Below are 16,139 nucleotides of genomic sequence, written 5' to 3'. Positions count from 1 at the left end.
AAGTGAGTGTTTAGCCTGAGGAACGATGCAACTGTCCCCCCAAGAATAAAGACAAGCTCCTGATTTTTACCGCCGCTCTTGTGGCCGAACGTCGTAAAGCACGGGGTCTCAAGCTCAATTATCCCGAAGCAGTGGCCTATATTTCTGCTGCCATTTTGGAAGCGGCGCGGGAGGGGCGCACAGTTGCTGATTTGATGAACTATGGCACAACGCTGCTCAGCCGTGACGATGTCATGGAGGGGGTGCCGGAAATGCCCACAGAAGTACAAGTCGAAGCAACATTTCCCGATGGCACGAAGCGGGTGACCGTGCATACCCCCATTCGCTGAAGCCTCAAAAAGCCCTAGGATAGCGCCAACCGCTGATTAGCAGCACATCTCCAAGGAAAACGGGGAGAATTTTTATGGCCATTCAAATCCCGATAAAAATAGTCGGATATATTTGACAGGGCGATCGCCCCCTGCTAGGATGGTCAACAACTTGTCTGAGGCAGTCTGACACCCATGACCGCAACCCTTAGCTCCACCACCGCAACCGCCTACTTTACCCACCTCAAATGCAAAGAGTGTGGCGCCGAGTACGAACCCCAAGCCATTCATGTCTGCGAATACTGTTTTGGCCCCCTAGAGGTGAAGTACGATCTGAGCCAATTGGCGGCAGCCGTAACGCGCAGCACGATTGAGGCGGGGCCAAAGTCCATTTGGCGTTACCGTCCCTTTTTGCCTGTGACATCGCCCAACCCCATTGATGTGGGCACAGGGATGACTCCCCTCCTCAAAGCCCAGCGGCTGGCTCGGCGACTCGGACTCAAGCATCTGTACATCAAAAACGATGCCGTGAATATGCCCACCTTGAGCTTCAAGGATCGGGTGGTATCGGTGGCGTTGACGCGGGCGCGGGAATTGGGTTTTACGACCGTCTCCTGTGCCAGTACCGGCAATTTGGCGAATTCAACGGCGGCGATCGCGGCTCATGCAGGGCTAGATTGCTGTGTCTTTATTCCAGCAGATTTGGAAGCGGGTAAGGTCTTGGGGACGCTCATCTATGGGCCAACGGTAATGGCCGTTGAGGGCAACTACGACCAAGTGAATCGCCTGTGCTCGGAAGTGGCGAATACCCACGGGTGGGGGTTTGTCAATATCAATTTGCGCCCCTACTATTCGGAAGGGTCAAAGACGCTCGGTTATGAGGTGATTGAACAGTTGGGCTGGCAGCTTCCTGACCACATTGTGGCTCCCTTGGCTTCTGGCTCTCTGTTCACGAAAATTTACAAGGGCTTCCGCGAATTTGTGGAAGTGGGTCTGGTGGCGGATAAACCCGTGCGCTGTAGTGGTGCCCAAGCGGTGGGCTGCTCCCCCATTGCCCAAGCCTATGCCGAGGGGCGGGATTTTGTGGCACCCGTGAAGCCCAACACCATTGCTAAGTCCATTGCCATTGGTAACCCCGCCGATGGGGTCTATGCCCTAGAGATTGCCCGCAAAACCAATGGGGCGATCGCTGCGGCCACCGATGAAGAAATTGTGGCAGGCATTAAGCTGCTGGCGGAAACGGAAGGTATTTTCACGGAAACCGCTGGCGGTACCACAATTGCCGTTCTTAAAAAATTGGTGGAATCGGGCAAAATTGACCCCGAAGAGGTGACGGTGGTCTATATCACCGGCAACGGCCTGAAAACCCAAGAGGCAGTGCAAAACGACATTGGTCAACCCCTGACGATCCAACCCAAGTTGGCTAGCTTTGAGCGTGCCTTGGAGCGATCGCGCACCCTCGAACGGTTGGATTGGCAACCGGTATTGGTCTAGTCGGTTTTTCCGACGCTGTGTTGAAATTTATGGATGGTTTGTAGAGGTCTATGGCTGTTACTGTTTTGATTCCGACGCCCTTGCAAAAGCTCACCCGCGATCAAGCAACGGTGGAGTGTCAAGCCCAATCGATCGCTGAGCTTCTGGAAAAGCTAGAGCAGGACTGCCCCGGCATTAAAGGGCGCCTCTGCGATGAAAGTGGCCAACTGCGGCGATTTGTCAATTTCTACGTCAACAATGAGGATATTCGCTTCCTCAATGGCATTGAAACGCCCCTCAAGGATGGCGACGAAGTCAGCATCATTCCCGCGATCGCTGGCGGCTAAGCAAGAGGAATTTGCTCCTGTTGAGATGATTGAACCCTGATTTTAGCCCTGGGGGAAGGGAGAGACCCAAAAGCGATTGGAGTTCCTCTTCGGTGTAGATTTGCGCCGTCAGGGGCTGATTTTTAAGCCATGCTGCAAGCCGCTGATAGAGGACGCGATCGCCGCCAAGGTATCCACCACTTCTGGGGAAGAGATTTGTTAGGATCAGGGCACTGTTTGCCGCTGCTGTCCGATGGTTCAGTCTTGGTTACAGCCCATTGCCAATTCCCCGATGCTAGCTCCCGCCAAAGATGTTGAGGATTCCCTGCTGCTGCGCCTAGGGGTCTTGGGCATGGTGATTGTTGGCCTGGTGGCAACTGATGTGGCGGCGGATACTGCCAATAGTCTCTGGGCAGTTCCCCTCTCCATTGCGGGCTTTAGTTGGAGTTGGTGGGCACGGCGGCAAAGAAATGTGGTGGCAAAGCTGGCGATCGCCGTTGGGATGTTGACGGCATTAGCGGTCTTTTTGGCGCGGTTGGCAGCACTGAACCAGGATTCACGGATTTTGCTGACGGAACTCTTGATTCAACTGCAAGTGCTCCATAGCTTTGACCTGCCCCGCCGCAAAGATTTGGGCTACTCAATGGTCATTGCCCTGATTTTAATTAGTGTGGCGGCCACCCTCAGTCAAACCATGACCTTTGGGCTGTTTCTTGTGATCTTTCTGGCGATCGCCCTACCCGTACTCGTCCTTGACTACCGCTCGCGCCTTGGCCTACTCTCCACCACCCTGAAATCCCTGCGCTTGCCTTGGCGGCAATGGGTCGGCCTCTTTGCCCTGATTCTTGGCTTGGGGATGGTGGTCTTTGTGCTGCTGCCGCGCTTCCCCGGCTATCAAATTCGCACCTTGCCTGTCAGTGCTGAAATTCAAGTGGCAGGGGAGTTTGACCAAACCCGGGTGATCAATCCGGGCTATGTCAGTGGCCGTGGTGGTGGTGGTGTTGGCGAGGAACTGGCCAATCAAACCTTTGACCCGAACTTTTACTATGGCTTTGGCTCTGAGATTGATCAGACCTTTGGCGGGAGCATGACGCCTAGGGAGTTAATGCGGGTGCGATCGCAAGCCCCCGGCTTTTGGCGCGTCCTTGCCTTTGATGAATATACGGGGCGGGGTTGGCGCATTAGTCGCAACGATAAGGCAGAAGTGCTGCGGCGTTCCCCTTGGAGTTTTCGCTATCTGCTGCCACAGCAACTCTCCCAAATGCCGACGCGGGAAGTGATTCAGACCTATACCATTGTCTCTGAGTTTAGTAACCTGATTCCCCATCTCTACGAACCCCGCGAACTCTATTTTCCCACCCGTGAAATTGCCCGTGACCCCGAGGGTGGCCTGCGGGCGCCGGTGCCCTTGCCCGAGGGGCTGACCTATTCTGTGATTTCCCAAGTGCCCGTGCGCGATCGCTCCCTGTTGCGCAGAGCGCCAAAATTAAATCACACCGTAGGCTATCAGTCCTACCTTGAAGTCCCCCCTGACCTGAAACCACGGCTGCAAGCGCTGGCCAAAGACCTCCTTGCCAAGGCCGATCGCTCGATTCCCGAACCCTACGAGCAAGCTCTCTACCTCACCCAAGCCCTCAAGCAGTCCTACCGCCTCAAAACCGATATTCCTCCCTTGAGCCCAGATCAAGACTTGGTGGCCGCCTTTCTGTTTGAGTGGCGCGGCGGCTATCCCGATCACTTTTCCACGGCGTTGACGCTGCTACTGCGCAGTATTGGCATTCCCACGCGCTTGGTCACCGGTTTAGGAACGGGGGAATTTAACCCCTTCACGGGCTTGTATGTGGTTCGCAATACCGATGCCTATGCCCTGACGGAAGCCTACTTTCCCAATTTGGGCTGGTTTCTCTTTGATCCAATTCCGGGGCACGATCTCTATCCAGCCACCCTAGAGGTAGATCAGACCTTTAGCGTTCTGCAGCAGTTTTGGCAGTGGGTCACGGGATGGTTGCCGACCCCGGTGACGGGATTTTTTGGCATTATCTTTGCTACCCTCGAAACTGCTTTGCAAAAATTCTTTGATCTGTTTAGCCAAGGGCTGGGGGGGATTGTCCAAGGGATTTTGATTCTCTTTGGTGGCGTCATTGTGGTCTGGGGTTTGTGGTACGCTCTCCAGACGTGGCGATATCGTCAACGCCTGCAAAAACTGCCGCCGATCGCCCGCCTCTATGTACAAATGCTCGATGGTCTCGCCCAGCAGGGATTACCGAAGCGACCCAATCAAACTCCGTGGGAATACGCGCGATCGCTGCAAACCGCTGGCCGTCTTGATGCCGTCAGTCAGCGAGCCATTGAAACCCTGACGCAGGCCTATGTGGCTTGGCGCTATGGTGGTGATCAGCCCCCCTTGCCACCCCTGAAACGCGCCCTGAATCAACTGCGACAACAACGCTGGCGATCGCTGCAACGTACAGTAGCGGATCTGCATCTGCGCCGTCGTTAATCCTTGTCCTTGGGGTTGCTGTCATCGGCGAGGGCATCATCGCTCACTAGTTCGGTCACCAGCACCTTATCCACGCGGTTGCCATCCATATCCACCACTTCAAAGCGCAGGCCATCGGTTTCAATGTAATCTCCCGACTGGGGAATACGCCCAAATAGCGTAATGATTAGCCCGCCAAGGGTGTGGTAGTTGGCCGTGTCCTCCTCAGGTAAACTTTCCCGCCGCAGCAATTCCTTGAGTTCATAGGTCGAGAGCAACCCATCCAATAGCCACGAGCCATCCTCCCGCTGAATAATTTGCGGTTCCTCCCCCTCGTCGTGACGCAGGGTGCCAATAATCGCCTCCGTGAGATCATTGAGCGTCACCAGTCCTTCGATGCCCCCGTATTCATCGGTAATCAGGGCAATGTGTTGACTCGACTGACGAAAGAGTTCAAGGACATCAAGTGCCGGTAGGCCTTCGGGAACAAAGAGCGCTGGTTGCAAAAGCTGGCGCAGGTCAATCTCTTGCTGGGTGAGACGAGCGGCCAAAAAGTCCTTGGCTGAAATAATTCCCAAGCAGTGATCAATGGTCTCTTCGGCCACGGGAAACCGCGAATGGGAACTGGCCAGAATTTCTGTTTCTATTTCTTCAAGCGAGGATTCAATATCCAGCCACACAATATCGGTGCGGGGGGTCATGATCGACTGAATCGGGCGATCGCCCAAGTTAAAAATCCGCGCCACCATGTCCTGCTCCGCCACCTCAAAGAGACCCGCCTGTGCCCCCTGTTCAATCAGGACTTTGATTTCATCCTCTGTAACCGTTTGGTCAGCAATGGTGGTAATGCCCAATACTTGCAGGATGGTGTCTGTGGAGACGCTGAGTAAATGCACAATCGGAGCCGCTAATTTCGTCAGCCATGTCATGGGTTTGGCAATGTTGCAGGCGATCGCCTCAGGGTACGTCATGGCAATGCGCTTGGGCACCAGTTCGCCAATCACCAAGGAAAGGTATGTAATCCCCGTCACCACAAGGGCAATACTCAAAGGCTGACTATACTGCCCCAACCATGGCACGGGACTGAGGGCAGCCTGTAACCGCTGGGCAAGGGTGGCACCGCCCACGGCACCACTGAGAATCCCAATCAGGGTAATCCCAATTTGTACAGCCGAGAGAAAATTATTCGGGGAGTTGGCAAGTTTTAGGGCTGCCTTCGCCTTGCGTTGACCCCGTTTTGCCAGTTGCTCAAGACGAACCTTGCGTGCAGAGACCACTGCGATTTCAGCACCAGCAAAAATGCCATTGGCGATGATGAGCAGCAGCACAAGTAAAATTTCTAAGGCAGCAGCAGACATTGCAGCTATTCTTCTAGGGGGAACCCCAGATATACAGTCTGAGTCGGCATCGTCGGTCGTCAGGCTTATTCAAGAGACTGCTCCTTTACTGCCGATATTGTTTCTATCATGCTGAATAAATCGCCCCTCTGCCAGTGATGTCGACCTGTTGAGGGGATGTGATTGGGTCATTAAGTAGTTTTGGCTGTTTCGAGGGGGTTCCATCCTTAGGGAAAAGGGCTGTATAGCAGTCAGGATACTGGAATCTGGGAGACTCTACAAGGGGGCGGAATCTTAGAATAGACGTGATGTTTCCCTCGCCAACCAATGCACGAGCGACTTCAACGCTTCCTTACCCTAGGGGCGATCGCGATTCTGGTGCTGTTAATTGTGGCTTTCCTCTGGAGCGAAGAGGCACTTCAGTCGCCGAGCCGCGCTTGGGAGACCCTCAGTAATGCAGTGATTACCTTGGTGGGGGAGTATCCCGATCGCCCGCGCACCCTGCCGGGGCAAGTCCTGCAGCTCGTACTACTGCTTTTTGGCACCTTTGCCTTTGGTGCCTTGGTTGGCAAATTTTCCGCCTACTTTGTCACCCAAGCTCTTAGCCAAACCCTACCCATGAAACCCTTTAGCAACCACATCATTATTTGCAACTGGAATGCCAAGGCGCCCCTTGTGCTCCGCCAACTGATTGCCGCCAACGCCTACCATCCCCGTGACATTGTGCTTTTATGTGCTGAACCGATTGCACTGGATCCTGAATTCCAAGGGCGCCCGGATGTCTTTGTAGTGCAAGGGGATCCTACCCACCATGGCACCCTAGAGCGCCTCAATGCCCCCCAAGCCAAAGCCATTATTCTGCTTGCCGATGCCGACATGGAAGCTCCCGATGAAAAAAATGCCCTCATTGCCCTTGCGGTAAAGCATCTAGAGAAAACTCCTAGCCAAGAGCAGGATATTCATGTGGTGGCCGAATTGGTGAATAGCGATCGCCAGCGCCACCTTAAGGAAGCGGGGGTGGATGAAGTGATTTTGAGTCAGGACTATAGTTCTGGGATTCTGGCCCAAAGTGCCCTCTTTCGCCAAATGTCCGAGGTCTATCGCCAACTCCTGACCTATTCTGATCACACCAATGAGTTTTACTTCATTGAGCCAGGGCACTATCCCACTACCCTCTGTGGCCTCTCCTTTGCTGCCCTCAGTGCTTGGATGAGTGAGTACAGTAGTCGCCATCCAGAGAACCCGCTGCTCCTGATCGGGATTCGCCGCCAAAATCAGCAGGTGTTGCTCAACCCTCGTCCCTCAGACTTTCAGAGCCTTGACCCCACTGACACGCTGATTGTCATGGCCTATCGCCCCATCTATGACTTGCGGGGATAAACCCGTCCTTTCCAAGCCCCCCCCCGGCCTTGCCAGTGGCGCCGCGCCGAATCCAGTGTCATCAGCGTATAGAGGAAGGCAATCACAGGCAGTGTCAGCGCCCAAGCCCTATTGAGGCCATAGAAACGCACCGTTGGCCCGTAGGCGATCGCCATGCTCCCCCAAGTGAGTCCCGCCATGACGGCTAAGGGTAGCGACTGACCGATCAGACCGATAGCAAGGGCAAGGGGCGCCCACAAATACACCAGTGTCATGCCAATCACGGTTCCCACCAGCAAGAGCGGTGAATAGGACAACTGCGTATAGGCAGTGCGAGCCACCATCTGCCAAATACTGCTGAGGGTATTGTAGGCTCGCAAACTCACTGTTGTCGGTGTTAATCCCAGCCAAATGCGGTAGCCTGCGCGCTTTACCGCTGCTGCCAAGGAACAATCATCAATTAGGGCATCGCGAATACAGGCAATGCCCCCTATCTTGTCTAGGGCCAGAGGATCAATCAAAATACACCCCCCCGCTGCAGCCGCCGTTGATCGCTGTGGATCGTTGACCCAGCGGAAGGGATAGAGCTTGGCAAAGAAAAAGACAAAGGCGGGAATCAGCAATTTTTCCCAAATACTTTGGCAGCGCAGTTTCACCATCAGCGAGACAAGGGCACAGTTTTGCTGACGGGCGTGGGCGACCAATTGGCGCAAATTTTGGCGATCGTGGGCAATATCGGCATCTGTGAGCAGCAAGTAATCGGGATCAAACGCACGGGCGGCCTCAATGCCTTGGGACAGCGCCCAGAGCTTACCTGACCAGCCGGGGGGGAGCGGTGTGCCTTCAATCACCGTTAGGCGATCGCCCTTGCCCAGTTCCAAAGCCGTTTGGCGAGCAATGTCCCCTGTGCCATCGTTACTTTGATCGTCCACCAAGATCAGATGTAGGGTTCCAGCATAGTCCTGTTCGAGGAGCGATCGCACACTGGTGCCAATCACCGCCGCCTCATTGCGAGCTGGAATGACAACCACCACCCTTGGCCAAACCCTGAGGTCTCCCCCCTGTAGCCGCTGATCCGGGCGCCAAAACTGTCCCCAAAACAGCAGCAAAACCAACCAGATTACCAAGGAAAGACCCGTTACACTCAACAGGATGAGAGTTAACACAAGGGGCATCGTCATCACAGTTCGCTATCGAGGACTTCTTCAGCCATAGGGTTGAGGTGCTGATGCTGCTGTCGGCGCGATCGGCGGCGATATTTTTTCGGATCCAAGAGGGGTTCAAGGCGCTGCTGCCCTTGGCGGTCACTCTTGGCCTTCACTGGGGGTGCCTTCCCTAAGGATGGCTCTGAACTGGCCATTGTTTCTAGCTCATGCAAATACTCAATGTAGAGGAGGTAGCGCTCCCAATCACCGCGTACACAGCAGCCCGGTTCCTGATCGTGGCGACAGTTATCAAAGAGACACCGATCCTTGCTCAGCCGTTGGCGAATCTCCGGAAAAGCCGCCGCCAATTGCTGGGGGTCTTGGGGCAGTTCCGGCTGATTAAAGCCCGGTGTATCGGCAATCCAGCCCCCCGCTGGCAGGGGAAAGAGTTCCACATGGCGAGTGGTGTGCCGCCCCCGGTGCCAGTGATCCGAGACCGCACCGACGCGAATATCTTCCCGAGGTGTCAGATGGCGGATCAAGCTACTTTTGCCTACCCCCGACGGGCCACAGACAACTGTAATCTTATCGGCGAGGTGGGGATGCAGATGTTGCCAGTCGCTTCCTTGGGTGAGACTGAGGACATGGCAGTGATAGCCCCATTGATGCAGGCGATCGCGCCACTGCTGTTGCTCTTGCGCAGAAACTAAATCCGCTTTGGTGAAAAGCACCTGAATTTCGACATTCAATCCCTCGGCGGTCAAGAGAAAGCGGCTAATTTGATGGACATCAGCAGGAGGGTCAGCCAAGGCAAAAAGGAGCAACACTTGATCGACATTGGCGATCGCTGGGCGTGACAATTGATTGCGGCGGGGCAAAATCTCAGCGATCGCTCCGCGGTGTCCTTGCCAGTCGGGATGGCTCACCACTACCCAATCCCCCACACACACCTGTTGCCCCATCTTCTTGAGGCGGGCGCGGCGTACACACAGTAACTCCTCAATACCATTGGTGGCTTCCCGCAGGCGGACACGGTAGTAATTGGCCTGAACAGCCCGCACCAAGCCCACCAGATCACTCATGCCGGACGCTGCACCTGAAGGGCAAAATAGTCCTGCCGTGGCTCAATCCCAAGGACATCGTAGCCCGCCATGCGCAAACTATCGGGCACCTGCTCAATGGGTTCTCCTGCATCCAACCACACCTCAAGGGGCTGCTGGGGGGGCAACTGTTGCAGTCGCAGTTTTGTGCGCACAAAGTTCAAAGGACAGGGCGTTCCCCGTAGATCCAATGTTTCCATGGCAGGGCAAGTAACCAACTGCAACTATCTTCCCAAAAAGGCGACCACCTTGGCGAATACCTGTTCTCGCTCGACATCAAGGGGGAGCAAGTGATCCGACTCCTTGAACCAGTGCAATTCCTTTTCGGGGCTGCCTAGGTGTTCATAAATCCTCTGCGCCCCTTGGGGGTCAACGACCGTGTCAGCAAGGCTTTGCAGAATCAGTGTTGGCGTTGTGATCAGCGGCAGTTCCCGCTCCACTTGGGCAATCAGCTCAAGGGCACTGCGCACCGCTTGCAGGTTGAAACTTTTGAAAAAGCAGGCGGCTTCTGCTGCTTGGCGTAGGGGGCGATCGCGGATTGGTAGGCTGCGCCGAGGCACAAAGGGAATCCACTGGCCAACGGACTGCACAAGCCTCTCTGGAGCGACGGGGCAAAACCAAGGCCGATAGATGCGCAAAAAGGGGGCAAGGAGTACAAGAGAATCAACGGCATACTCATAGGCAAGATGAAGGGCTAGCGTTCCCCCAGTGGAAAAGCCCACCACGGCAACCGTGCGATGGCTGTCTCGTAAGGTCTTAAAGGCTGTCACTACTGCCTCATACCACTGCGGCCATGTCGAGGCGGGCATTTGGGCACTGGGGCGATCGTGCCCCGGATAGAGGATGCCCTGAACCGTCCAGCCTGCTTTGTAGAGAACCTCTCCCAAAAGTTGCAGTTCATAAACCCCACCCCCCAAGCCATGGAGTAACAAGCAGGCGCGATCGCCCGCAGCATGGCTATAGAAAAAGGGAAGATTAACGAGATTCACCAATGTACGCAAACACCACACGCTAGCACCATAAAAAATCTACCCCGATCGCCAGAGCAACCGAGGTAGAGGACGCGACGTTCATCTAGGCGGCAGTTCGCCTAAAGAGCCTAAAGATGAGCCTAAAAGCGTTCATGGAAGGTGCGGTTAATCACATCCAACTGTTGTTCGCGGGTGAGTTTGATAAAGTTCACCGCATAGCCCGACACCCGGATGGTGAGTTGGGGGTACAGTTCAGGGTGATCCATGGCATCCAACAACATTTCGCGGTTAAGCACGTTGACGTTGAGGTGGAAGCCTTGGTCGTGGATGTAGCCATCCAGCAGATTCACCAAGTTGCTGATTTGATCCTCCCGTGTCTTGCCAAGGGCACTGGGCACGATGGAGAACGTGTTGGAGATGCCATCTTGGGCATGGACATAGGGCAACTTGGCCACGGATGCCAGTGAGGCGATCGCCCCTTTCGTATCGCGACCGTGCATGGGGTTGGCGCCCGGCGCAAAGGGTTCACCGGCTTTGCGGCCATCGGGAGTATTGCCGGTTTTCTTGCCATAGACGACGTTGGAGGTAATCGTCAGGATTGACTGCGTAGGCACGGCATTGCGGTAGGTTTTGTGTTTGCGGATTTCATTCATGAAGGTTTCCACGACCCACACCGCGAGACTATCCACGCGATCGTCGTTGTTGCCGTACTTCGGAAAATCACCCTTAATCTCGTAGTCCACCGCCAACCCTTCGGCATTGCGGATCACTTTCACCTCGGCGTACTTAATGGCCGAGAGGGCATCCGCCACCACCGATAGACCCGCCACACCACAGGCCATGGTGCGAAAGACATCGCGATCGTGGAGCGCCATCTCCAGCCGCTCGTAGCAGTACTTATCGTGCATGTAGTGGATGACGTTGAGGGTATTGACATACACCTTCGCCAACCAAGCCATCATCTGTTCAAAGCGCGGCAGCACTTCTTCCCACTTCAGGGTGTCGCCTGTAATCGGCGCAAACATCGGTGCCACTTGCTGGCCAGAGACTTCATCCCGACCGCCATTGATTGCGTAGAGGAGGGCTTTGGCTAAATTCACCCGTGCCCCAAAGAATTGCATTTGTTTGCCGACCCGCATCGCTGAGACACAGCAGGCGATCGCGTAGTCATCGCCCCAGTAGGGACGCATCAAGTCATCGTTTTCGTATTGGATCGAACTGGTGTCAATGGAAACTTGGGCGCAGAAGCGTTTGAAGGCCTCTGGCAAGTTTTCCGACCACAGCACCGTCAAGTTGGGTTCGGGGGCAGGCCCAAGGGTATAGAGCGTATTCAGAATACGGAAGCTGGTTTTCGTCACCAATGGGCGACCATCAAGACCCATGCCACCAATGGATTCCGTGACCCATGTGGGATCGCCAGAGAAGAGTTCATTGTATTCCGGCGTCCGCAGGAAGCGCACCATCCGCAGTTTCATCACAAAGTGGTCAATCCATTCTTGGATCTCAGCTTCTGTGGCTGTGCCGTGGCGCAAATCCCGTTCAAAGTAAATGTCGAGGAAGGTGGAGACCCGCCCAAGGGACATGGCGGCGCCGTTTTGTTCTTTGACAGCCGCAAGGTAGCCAAAATAGAGCCACTGAATCGCCTCTTTGCCATTGGCCGCTGGCCGCGAAATATCAAAGCCATAGCTGGCGGCCATTTCCTTGAGTTCATTGAGGGCTTTGATTTGCTCTGAGAGTTCTTCCCGTAGGCGGATGGTTTCTTCGTCCATGACATCGACTTCTAGGGAAGCCTGCTGTGCCTGTTTGTCGGCAATCAAGCGATCTACCCCATAGAGAGCCACGCGGCGATAGTCACCAATAATCCGACCGCGGCCATAGGCATCCGGCAGTCCCGTAATGATCCCCGATTTACGACAGCGGCGCATTTCGGGTGTGTAGGCATCAAAGACGCCATCGTTATGGGTTTTGCGATATTTGGTGAAGATTTCCTTCGTGTGCGGATCCAATTCGTAGCCGTAGGCCTTGAGGGAGGTTTCAACAACGCGAATGCCACCAAAGGGCATAATCGCCCGTTTCAGGGGCTGATCGGTTTGCAGGCCAACGATTTGCTCCAACTCGCGATCAATGTAGCCCGGTGCGTGGGCTGTAATCGAAGAGGGGACACTGGTATCGGCATCGAGCACCCCTTTTTCGCGCTCTAGTGCCATCAGGTCGCGCACTTTTGCCCATAGTTGTTGGGTGCGATCGCTAGCGCCTGTGAGGAAGGAGGCATCCCCAGCGTAGGGGGTATAGTTGCGTTGAATAAAGTCGCGCACATCAATGCGATCGACCCAATCACCACCCGTAAATTCTCGCCATGCCGCTTCGGGCAATTCTGTGTAGCGTGTACAGTTCATAATCAATGTTCCTCATCAAGTGTGCAGCAATTTCTCGCGATCGCCCTTCACCAATAGCGATCGCCCCTTCAAACCAGCAAGAACCTGCTAACTGCAAATGCTAGAAAATACGCAAGAGATTAAGCGATTGCGATCAAACGAGAAATGCAAGTGAACTTTTTGTAGGCCAAGCCTCATCACTCTTTTTTGGCCTGCTCACACCTACACTTTCATTATAACCCGTGGGTTCTAGGGACTTTTTTTACGAAATTTTTGCGGAATTGTTGCGCAACACAAATCTTTTTTTCATTTGTTTAGGTATTTAGGCCGCGATCGCCTCGGTGTCTGAACTTACCTGCAAGCGCTCAATTGCTGCATCCAGCAGGGCTAAACCAGCCTCTAGGGTTTCAATGCGACACAATTCACTGCGCAGTTCTGCGGCATCAGCAAAGCCCTTGGCGTACCACGTCAAATGTTTACGGGCTTGGCGAATCCCCCGTTCCCCCTTGTATTCCCAGAGGGCAATGAGATGATCCCGCGCACAGTGCAGACGTTCAACCACCGTTGGCGCAGGCCGCAATTCCCCGGTTTTCAAAAAGTGATCAATTTCCCCCACCAAGAAGGGATAACCCATCGTTCCTCGCGAGCACATCACCCCATCCGCCCCAGTTTGCTCTAGGCAGCGCACCGCCGCTTCCACCGAGAAAATATCGCCATTGGCAATCACGGGAATACTGACGCGCTCCTTCACCCGCGCAATCCACTCCCAGCGAGCTGGGCCATTAAAGCCTTGGGCACGGGTTCGCCCATGAACTGTGATCATGGCAGCGCCAGCATCTTCCATCGCCTTGGCAAAGTCAAGGATATTAATCTCCTGATCGCTCCAACCAATGCGGGTTTTGACCGTAACCGGCACAGGCACCGCCTTGGAGACCGTCCGCACAATTGTTGCTGCCGTTTGCACATCCCGCAGCAGCGAAGAACCACCGCCATTCTTCGTAATTTTATTCACAGGGCAGCCCATATTGATATCTACCGTATCCGCCCCTTCAGCCACCGCCTTTATCGCTGCTTCCGCTAGAAAATCAGGGCGACAGTCAAAAAGCTGAATACTAATGGGGTGCTCATTGGCATCCACTTCCATGATCCGGGGCAATGTTTTCAGATAGTGCAACCCCGAAGCACTGACCATCTCCGTGTACATCATTGAGTCGGGGGCATAACGGCGCACCAATCGCCGAAACACCAAATCAGTTACCCCGGCCAACGGGGACTGCAAGACCCGACTATTGACCGTAACAGAGCCAATCTGCAATGGCGTTGCCAAACGGGCTTTTAGCTCTGGAGACAGGGTTAACATAACTCCCACGAAAGCTCAATGCTGCTGCTGCGGTGTTTGCTCTTGATAGGCTGAGTAGACTGCCCGCACATTATACCAGTTCAAAAAGATACGAGCCACTTCCAAGGCATCTTGAGGGCGACCGATATTAATCAGCCATTGCAACAGGGGCGCCAGTGTTTTTTCATTGAGAATGCCGCCGAGGGATAGGATGGCCCAAAGGAAATAGTGAAAGGGCGTCATTTGAATCATGAGCTTCACTTCCCAAATGGGATGCTTTTTATAGAACAAGACCCCCATTCGTCCCCTTTCAATCTCTTTCTGAATCAGGGTGGGCACTTGACTGAGGGAAAAGGGGGGATGCCAGTGGTAGCCAACGGCTGCGGGGCACTTCAGCAATCGCAAACCCAATTTCTTGAGGCGCACCCCTAGTTCTAAATCTTCCCAGCCATAGAGTTGAAACTGGGTATCAAAGAGGCCTGCTTTTTCCAACCAATGGCGGGCGATCGCCACATTTCCCGTTGCAAAATAGGCGGCTGAAAAATCAACAATTTTATAGGGTTCTGAGGTTGGCTCTTCAAAATTACAGGTATTAATCACACGACCATAGGAAAAAGCAGGAACCTGAGCAATATCCTCAATGCCAAGACGTTCTTTTTCTTGAGTTAAGCGCTTCCCATGGGCTTCTAAAAACGTTTCCGTCACCACCAAGTCACTATCAATAAAGATAATCCAGTCACCCTTGGCCACCTGCAGACCTAAGTTACGGGCAGCCGCAGGACCCAGATGTTCCTGTTGAAACCAGCGGACACAGGGAAACGCTTCACGATGTGCCTCAAGCCACTCAATGGTGTTGTCTGTTGAGCCATCGTCAACAATAATGACCTCATAGCCCTCAATGCCTAAGTCTGGATTCCACGTTTGATGGGCGATCGCGCGAACACACTTTTCTAGAATGGGCAAGCGATTATAGGTAGGAATTACGACACTAAAAAACATGGTCACTCCAGAAATGTGGTCTTGAGCTACTCAACTAGCTTGTTCTATCTAAAACCCAACTATGGAGACGGTGGGAACAAAGGCGCAGGAAGGCATGGTGGAGAATTTTTTCTGCTTCTGTTCCTTTATAACATTGCTTTAACTGCCGCAGGAGTTGGAATATTTTCCACAAGTCTTTCTCTGCTTCTTGAGCCTCAGTTGCTGAAATTCCTAGCTTGGCACTTAGGAGTTGCTGCCAGTGGCGCGAACGAATCCGTTGACTATTTTGAGCTTGCTGCCAACGATAAAGGCTGGAGGTTTGTTTGCGATGTACTCGATATTGGAGAAGCACCTCTGGCACATTCCCCATCTTGAACCCTGCCGCCCATGCCCGCTGCCAGAGATCATAATCTTCCACCAGTGACCACTCAGAGGAGTACCTCAGTTCTTTGAAAACACTGGAGTGACCCATTACAGATGGATGGGCAAAAGGTACACCAAATAACAATTCAATTTCGCAACCTTCATGGGAAGGAGGATAGTGCCAAGAACCAATCGCTGCCCCAATGAGCTGAACAGATGAGCCACAAAGATGTAATTTATTTTTTTCTAGAAATTCAAGTTGACTTTCTAACCTGTTAGGTAAAGTCAAATCATCTGCATCCATTCTAGCGATATACTGACCCTTAGCAAGTTCAATTGCTTGATTCAGTGTATAAATCAAACCTTGATTATCCCGACGAATTAAATGAATACGAGCATCAAGTTTTGCATAATTTGATAAAATTTCAAAGGAATTATCTGAAGAACCATCATCAATAACAATGAGTTCAAAATCATTAAAGGATTGATCAAGAATAGAATTTATAGCTAATTCAATATATTGGTCAGAATTAAAAACTGGTAAAATAACTGAAATAGTCGGACTATTGTGTATATTCATCATTAA

The 16,139-nt window shown here is 53.4% G+C and carries 13 protein-coding genes and 1 pseudogene; 5 read left to right on the top strand and 9 right to left on the bottom strand.

What is annotated here, in order from left to right; translation table 11 throughout:
* Positions 1-25 precede the first annotated feature (25 nt).
* From ureA to RHI63_RS05870, 4 genes and pseudogenes are all read left to right on the top strand, one after another.
* A pseudogene (ureA, locus tag RHI63_RS05885) lies at positions 26-329 on the top strand (urease subunit gamma).
* Between the two features lie 174 nt (positions 330-503).
* Positions 504-1,802, top strand: coding sequence for a threonine synthase (gene thrC / locus RHI63_RS05880; protein ID WP_206201469.1), 1,299 nt, complete (start codon positions 504-506; stop codon positions 1,800-1,802).
* 50 nt (positions 1,803-1,852) lie between these two features.
* Entirely contained in the window at positions 1,853-2,128 is a 276-nt protein-coding gene (locus RHI63_RS05875; protein ID WP_149817514.1) for a MoaD/ThiS family protein, read from the top strand.
* Positions 2,129-2,360: 232 nt separating this feature from the next.
* Complete coding sequence (locus RHI63_RS05870; protein ID WP_310744946.1) at positions 2,361-4,607, top strand: DUF3488 and DUF4129 domain-containing transglutaminase family protein; 2,247 nt, start codon at positions 2,361-2,363, stop codon at positions 4,605-4,607.
* Here the strand turns inward: RHI63_RS05870 and RHI63_RS05865 are convergent.
* On the bottom strand, positions 4,604-5,944 hold the full coding sequence (locus tag RHI63_RS05865; RefSeq protein WP_310821990.1) for a hemolysin family protein: 1,341 nt from the start codon (positions 5,942-5,944) through the stop codon (positions 4,604-4,606). The genes RHI63_RS05870 and RHI63_RS05865 overlap by 4 nt on opposite strands.
* A gap of 306 nt (positions 5,945-6,250) precedes the next feature.
* Between RHI63_RS05865 and RHI63_RS05860 the strand changes: the two genes are divergently transcribed.
* A complete protein-coding gene (locus tag RHI63_RS05860) occupies positions 6,251-7,303 on the top strand; it encodes a TrkA-related ion transporter (RefSeq protein WP_310743510.1) in 1,053 nt (350 codons plus the stop codon).
* Here RHI63_RS05860 and RHI63_RS05855 read toward each other — a convergent pair.
* From RHI63_RS05855 to RHI63_RS05820, 8 genes are all read right to left on the bottom strand, one after another.
* Positions 7,285-8,463 (bottom strand): glycosyltransferase, encoded by a 1,179-nt coding sequence (locus RHI63_RS05855; RefSeq protein ID WP_310743509.1) that lies wholly within the window; start codon positions 8,461-8,463, stop codon positions 7,285-7,287. The genes RHI63_RS05860 and RHI63_RS05855 overlap by 19 nt on opposite strands.
* Positions 8,463-9,509 carry a small ribosomal subunit biogenesis GTPase RsgA gene (gene rsgA, locus RHI63_RS05850; RefSeq protein ID WP_206201465.1) on the bottom strand — a complete coding sequence of 349 codons (1,047 nt, stop codon included), beginning with the start codon at positions 9,507-9,509 and terminating at the stop codon, positions 8,463-8,465. Before rsgA ends, RHI63_RS05855 begins: the two co-directional genes overlap by 1 nt.
* A complete protein-coding gene (locus RHI63_RS05845; protein ID WP_149817527.1) occupies positions 9,506-9,727 on the bottom strand; it encodes a sulfurtransferase TusA family protein in 222 nt (73 codons plus the stop codon). Before RHI63_RS05845 ends, rsgA begins: the two co-directional genes overlap by 4 nt.
* A 24-nt stretch (positions 9,728-9,751) precedes the next feature.
* Entirely contained in the window at positions 9,752-10,537 is a 786-nt protein-coding gene (locus RHI63_RS05840) for a carboxylesterase (RefSeq protein ID WP_255521518.1), read from the bottom strand.
* Between the two features lie 101 nt (positions 10,538-10,638).
* A complete protein-coding gene (gene pflB, locus RHI63_RS05835; protein ID WP_310744943.1) occupies positions 10,639-12,894 on the bottom strand; it encodes a formate C-acetyltransferase in 2,256 nt (751 codons plus the stop codon).
* 301 nt (positions 12,895-13,195) lie between these two features.
* Complete coding sequence (gene dusB, locus RHI63_RS05830) at positions 13,196-14,233, bottom strand: tRNA dihydrouridine synthase DusB (protein WP_206201463.1); 1,038 nt, start codon at positions 14,231-14,233, stop codon at positions 13,196-13,198.
* A gap of 15 nt (positions 14,234-14,248) precedes the next feature.
* Positions 14,249-15,211 (bottom strand): glycosyltransferase family 2 protein, encoded by a 963-nt coding sequence (locus RHI63_RS05825; RefSeq protein ID WP_302679086.1) that lies wholly within the window; start codon positions 15,209-15,211, stop codon positions 14,249-14,251.
* Between the two features lie 34 nt (positions 15,212-15,245).
* Entirely contained in the window at positions 15,246-16,136 is an 891-nt protein-coding gene (locus tag RHI63_RS05820; protein ID WP_310821989.1) for a glycosyltransferase, read from the bottom strand.
* Positions 16,137-16,139 lie beyond the last annotated feature (3 nt).

The sequence above is a fragment of the Thermosynechococcus sp. GLH187 genome (assembly GCF_031583395.1).
Classification (GTDB): Bacteria; Cyanobacteriota; Cyanobacteriia; order Thermosynechococcales; family Thermosynechococcaceae; genus Thermosynechococcus.
This window is presented reverse-complemented; position numbering and strand designations above follow the sequence as displayed.

Excerpts from the sequence above, each read along its gene's own strand:
- thrC (WP_206201469.1), top strand. The coding sequence starts at position 504 with ATGACCGCAACCCTTAGCTCCACCACCGCAACCGCCTACTTTACCCAC.
- RHI63_RS05875 (WP_149817514.1), top strand. The coding sequence starts at position 1,853 with ATGGCTGTTACTGTTTTGATTCCGACGCCCTTGCAAAAGCTCACCCGC.
- RHI63_RS05870 (WP_310744946.1), top strand. The coding sequence starts at position 2,361 with ATGGTTCAGTCTTGGTTACAGCCCATTGCCAATTCCCCGATGCTAGCT.
- RHI63_RS05865 (WP_310821990.1), bottom strand. The coding sequence starts at position 5,944 with ATGTCTGCTGCTGCCTTAGAAATTTTACTTGTGCTGCTGCTCATCATC.
- RHI63_RS05860 (WP_310743510.1), top strand. The coding sequence starts at position 6,251 with ATGCACGAGCGACTTCAACGCTTCCTTACCCTAGGGGCGATCGCGATT.
- RHI63_RS05855 (WP_310743509.1), bottom strand. The coding sequence starts at position 8,463 with ATGACGATGCCCCTTGTGTTAACTCTCATCCTGTTGAGTGTAACGGGT.
- rsgA (WP_206201465.1), bottom strand. The coding sequence starts at position 9,509 with ATGAGTGATCTGGTGGGCTTGGTGCGGGCTGTTCAGGCCAATTACTAC.
- RHI63_RS05845 (WP_149817527.1), bottom strand. The coding sequence starts at position 9,727 with ATGGAAACATTGGATCTACGGGGAACGCCCTGTCCTTTGAACTTTGTG.
- pflB (WP_310744943.1), bottom strand. The coding sequence starts at position 12,894 with ATGAACTGTACACGCTACACAGAATTGCCCGAAGCGGCATGGCGAGAA.
- dusB (WP_206201463.1), bottom strand. The coding sequence starts at position 14,233 with ATGTTAACCCTGTCTCCAGAGCTAAAAGCCCGTTTGGCAACGCCATTG.
- RHI63_RS05825 (WP_302679086.1), bottom strand. The coding sequence starts at position 15,211 with ATGTTTTTTAGTGTCGTAATTCCTACCTATAATCGCTTGCCCATTCTA.
- RHI63_RS05820 (WP_310821989.1), bottom strand. The coding sequence starts at position 16,136 with ATGATGAATATACACAATAGTCCGACTATTTCAGTTATTTTACCAGTT.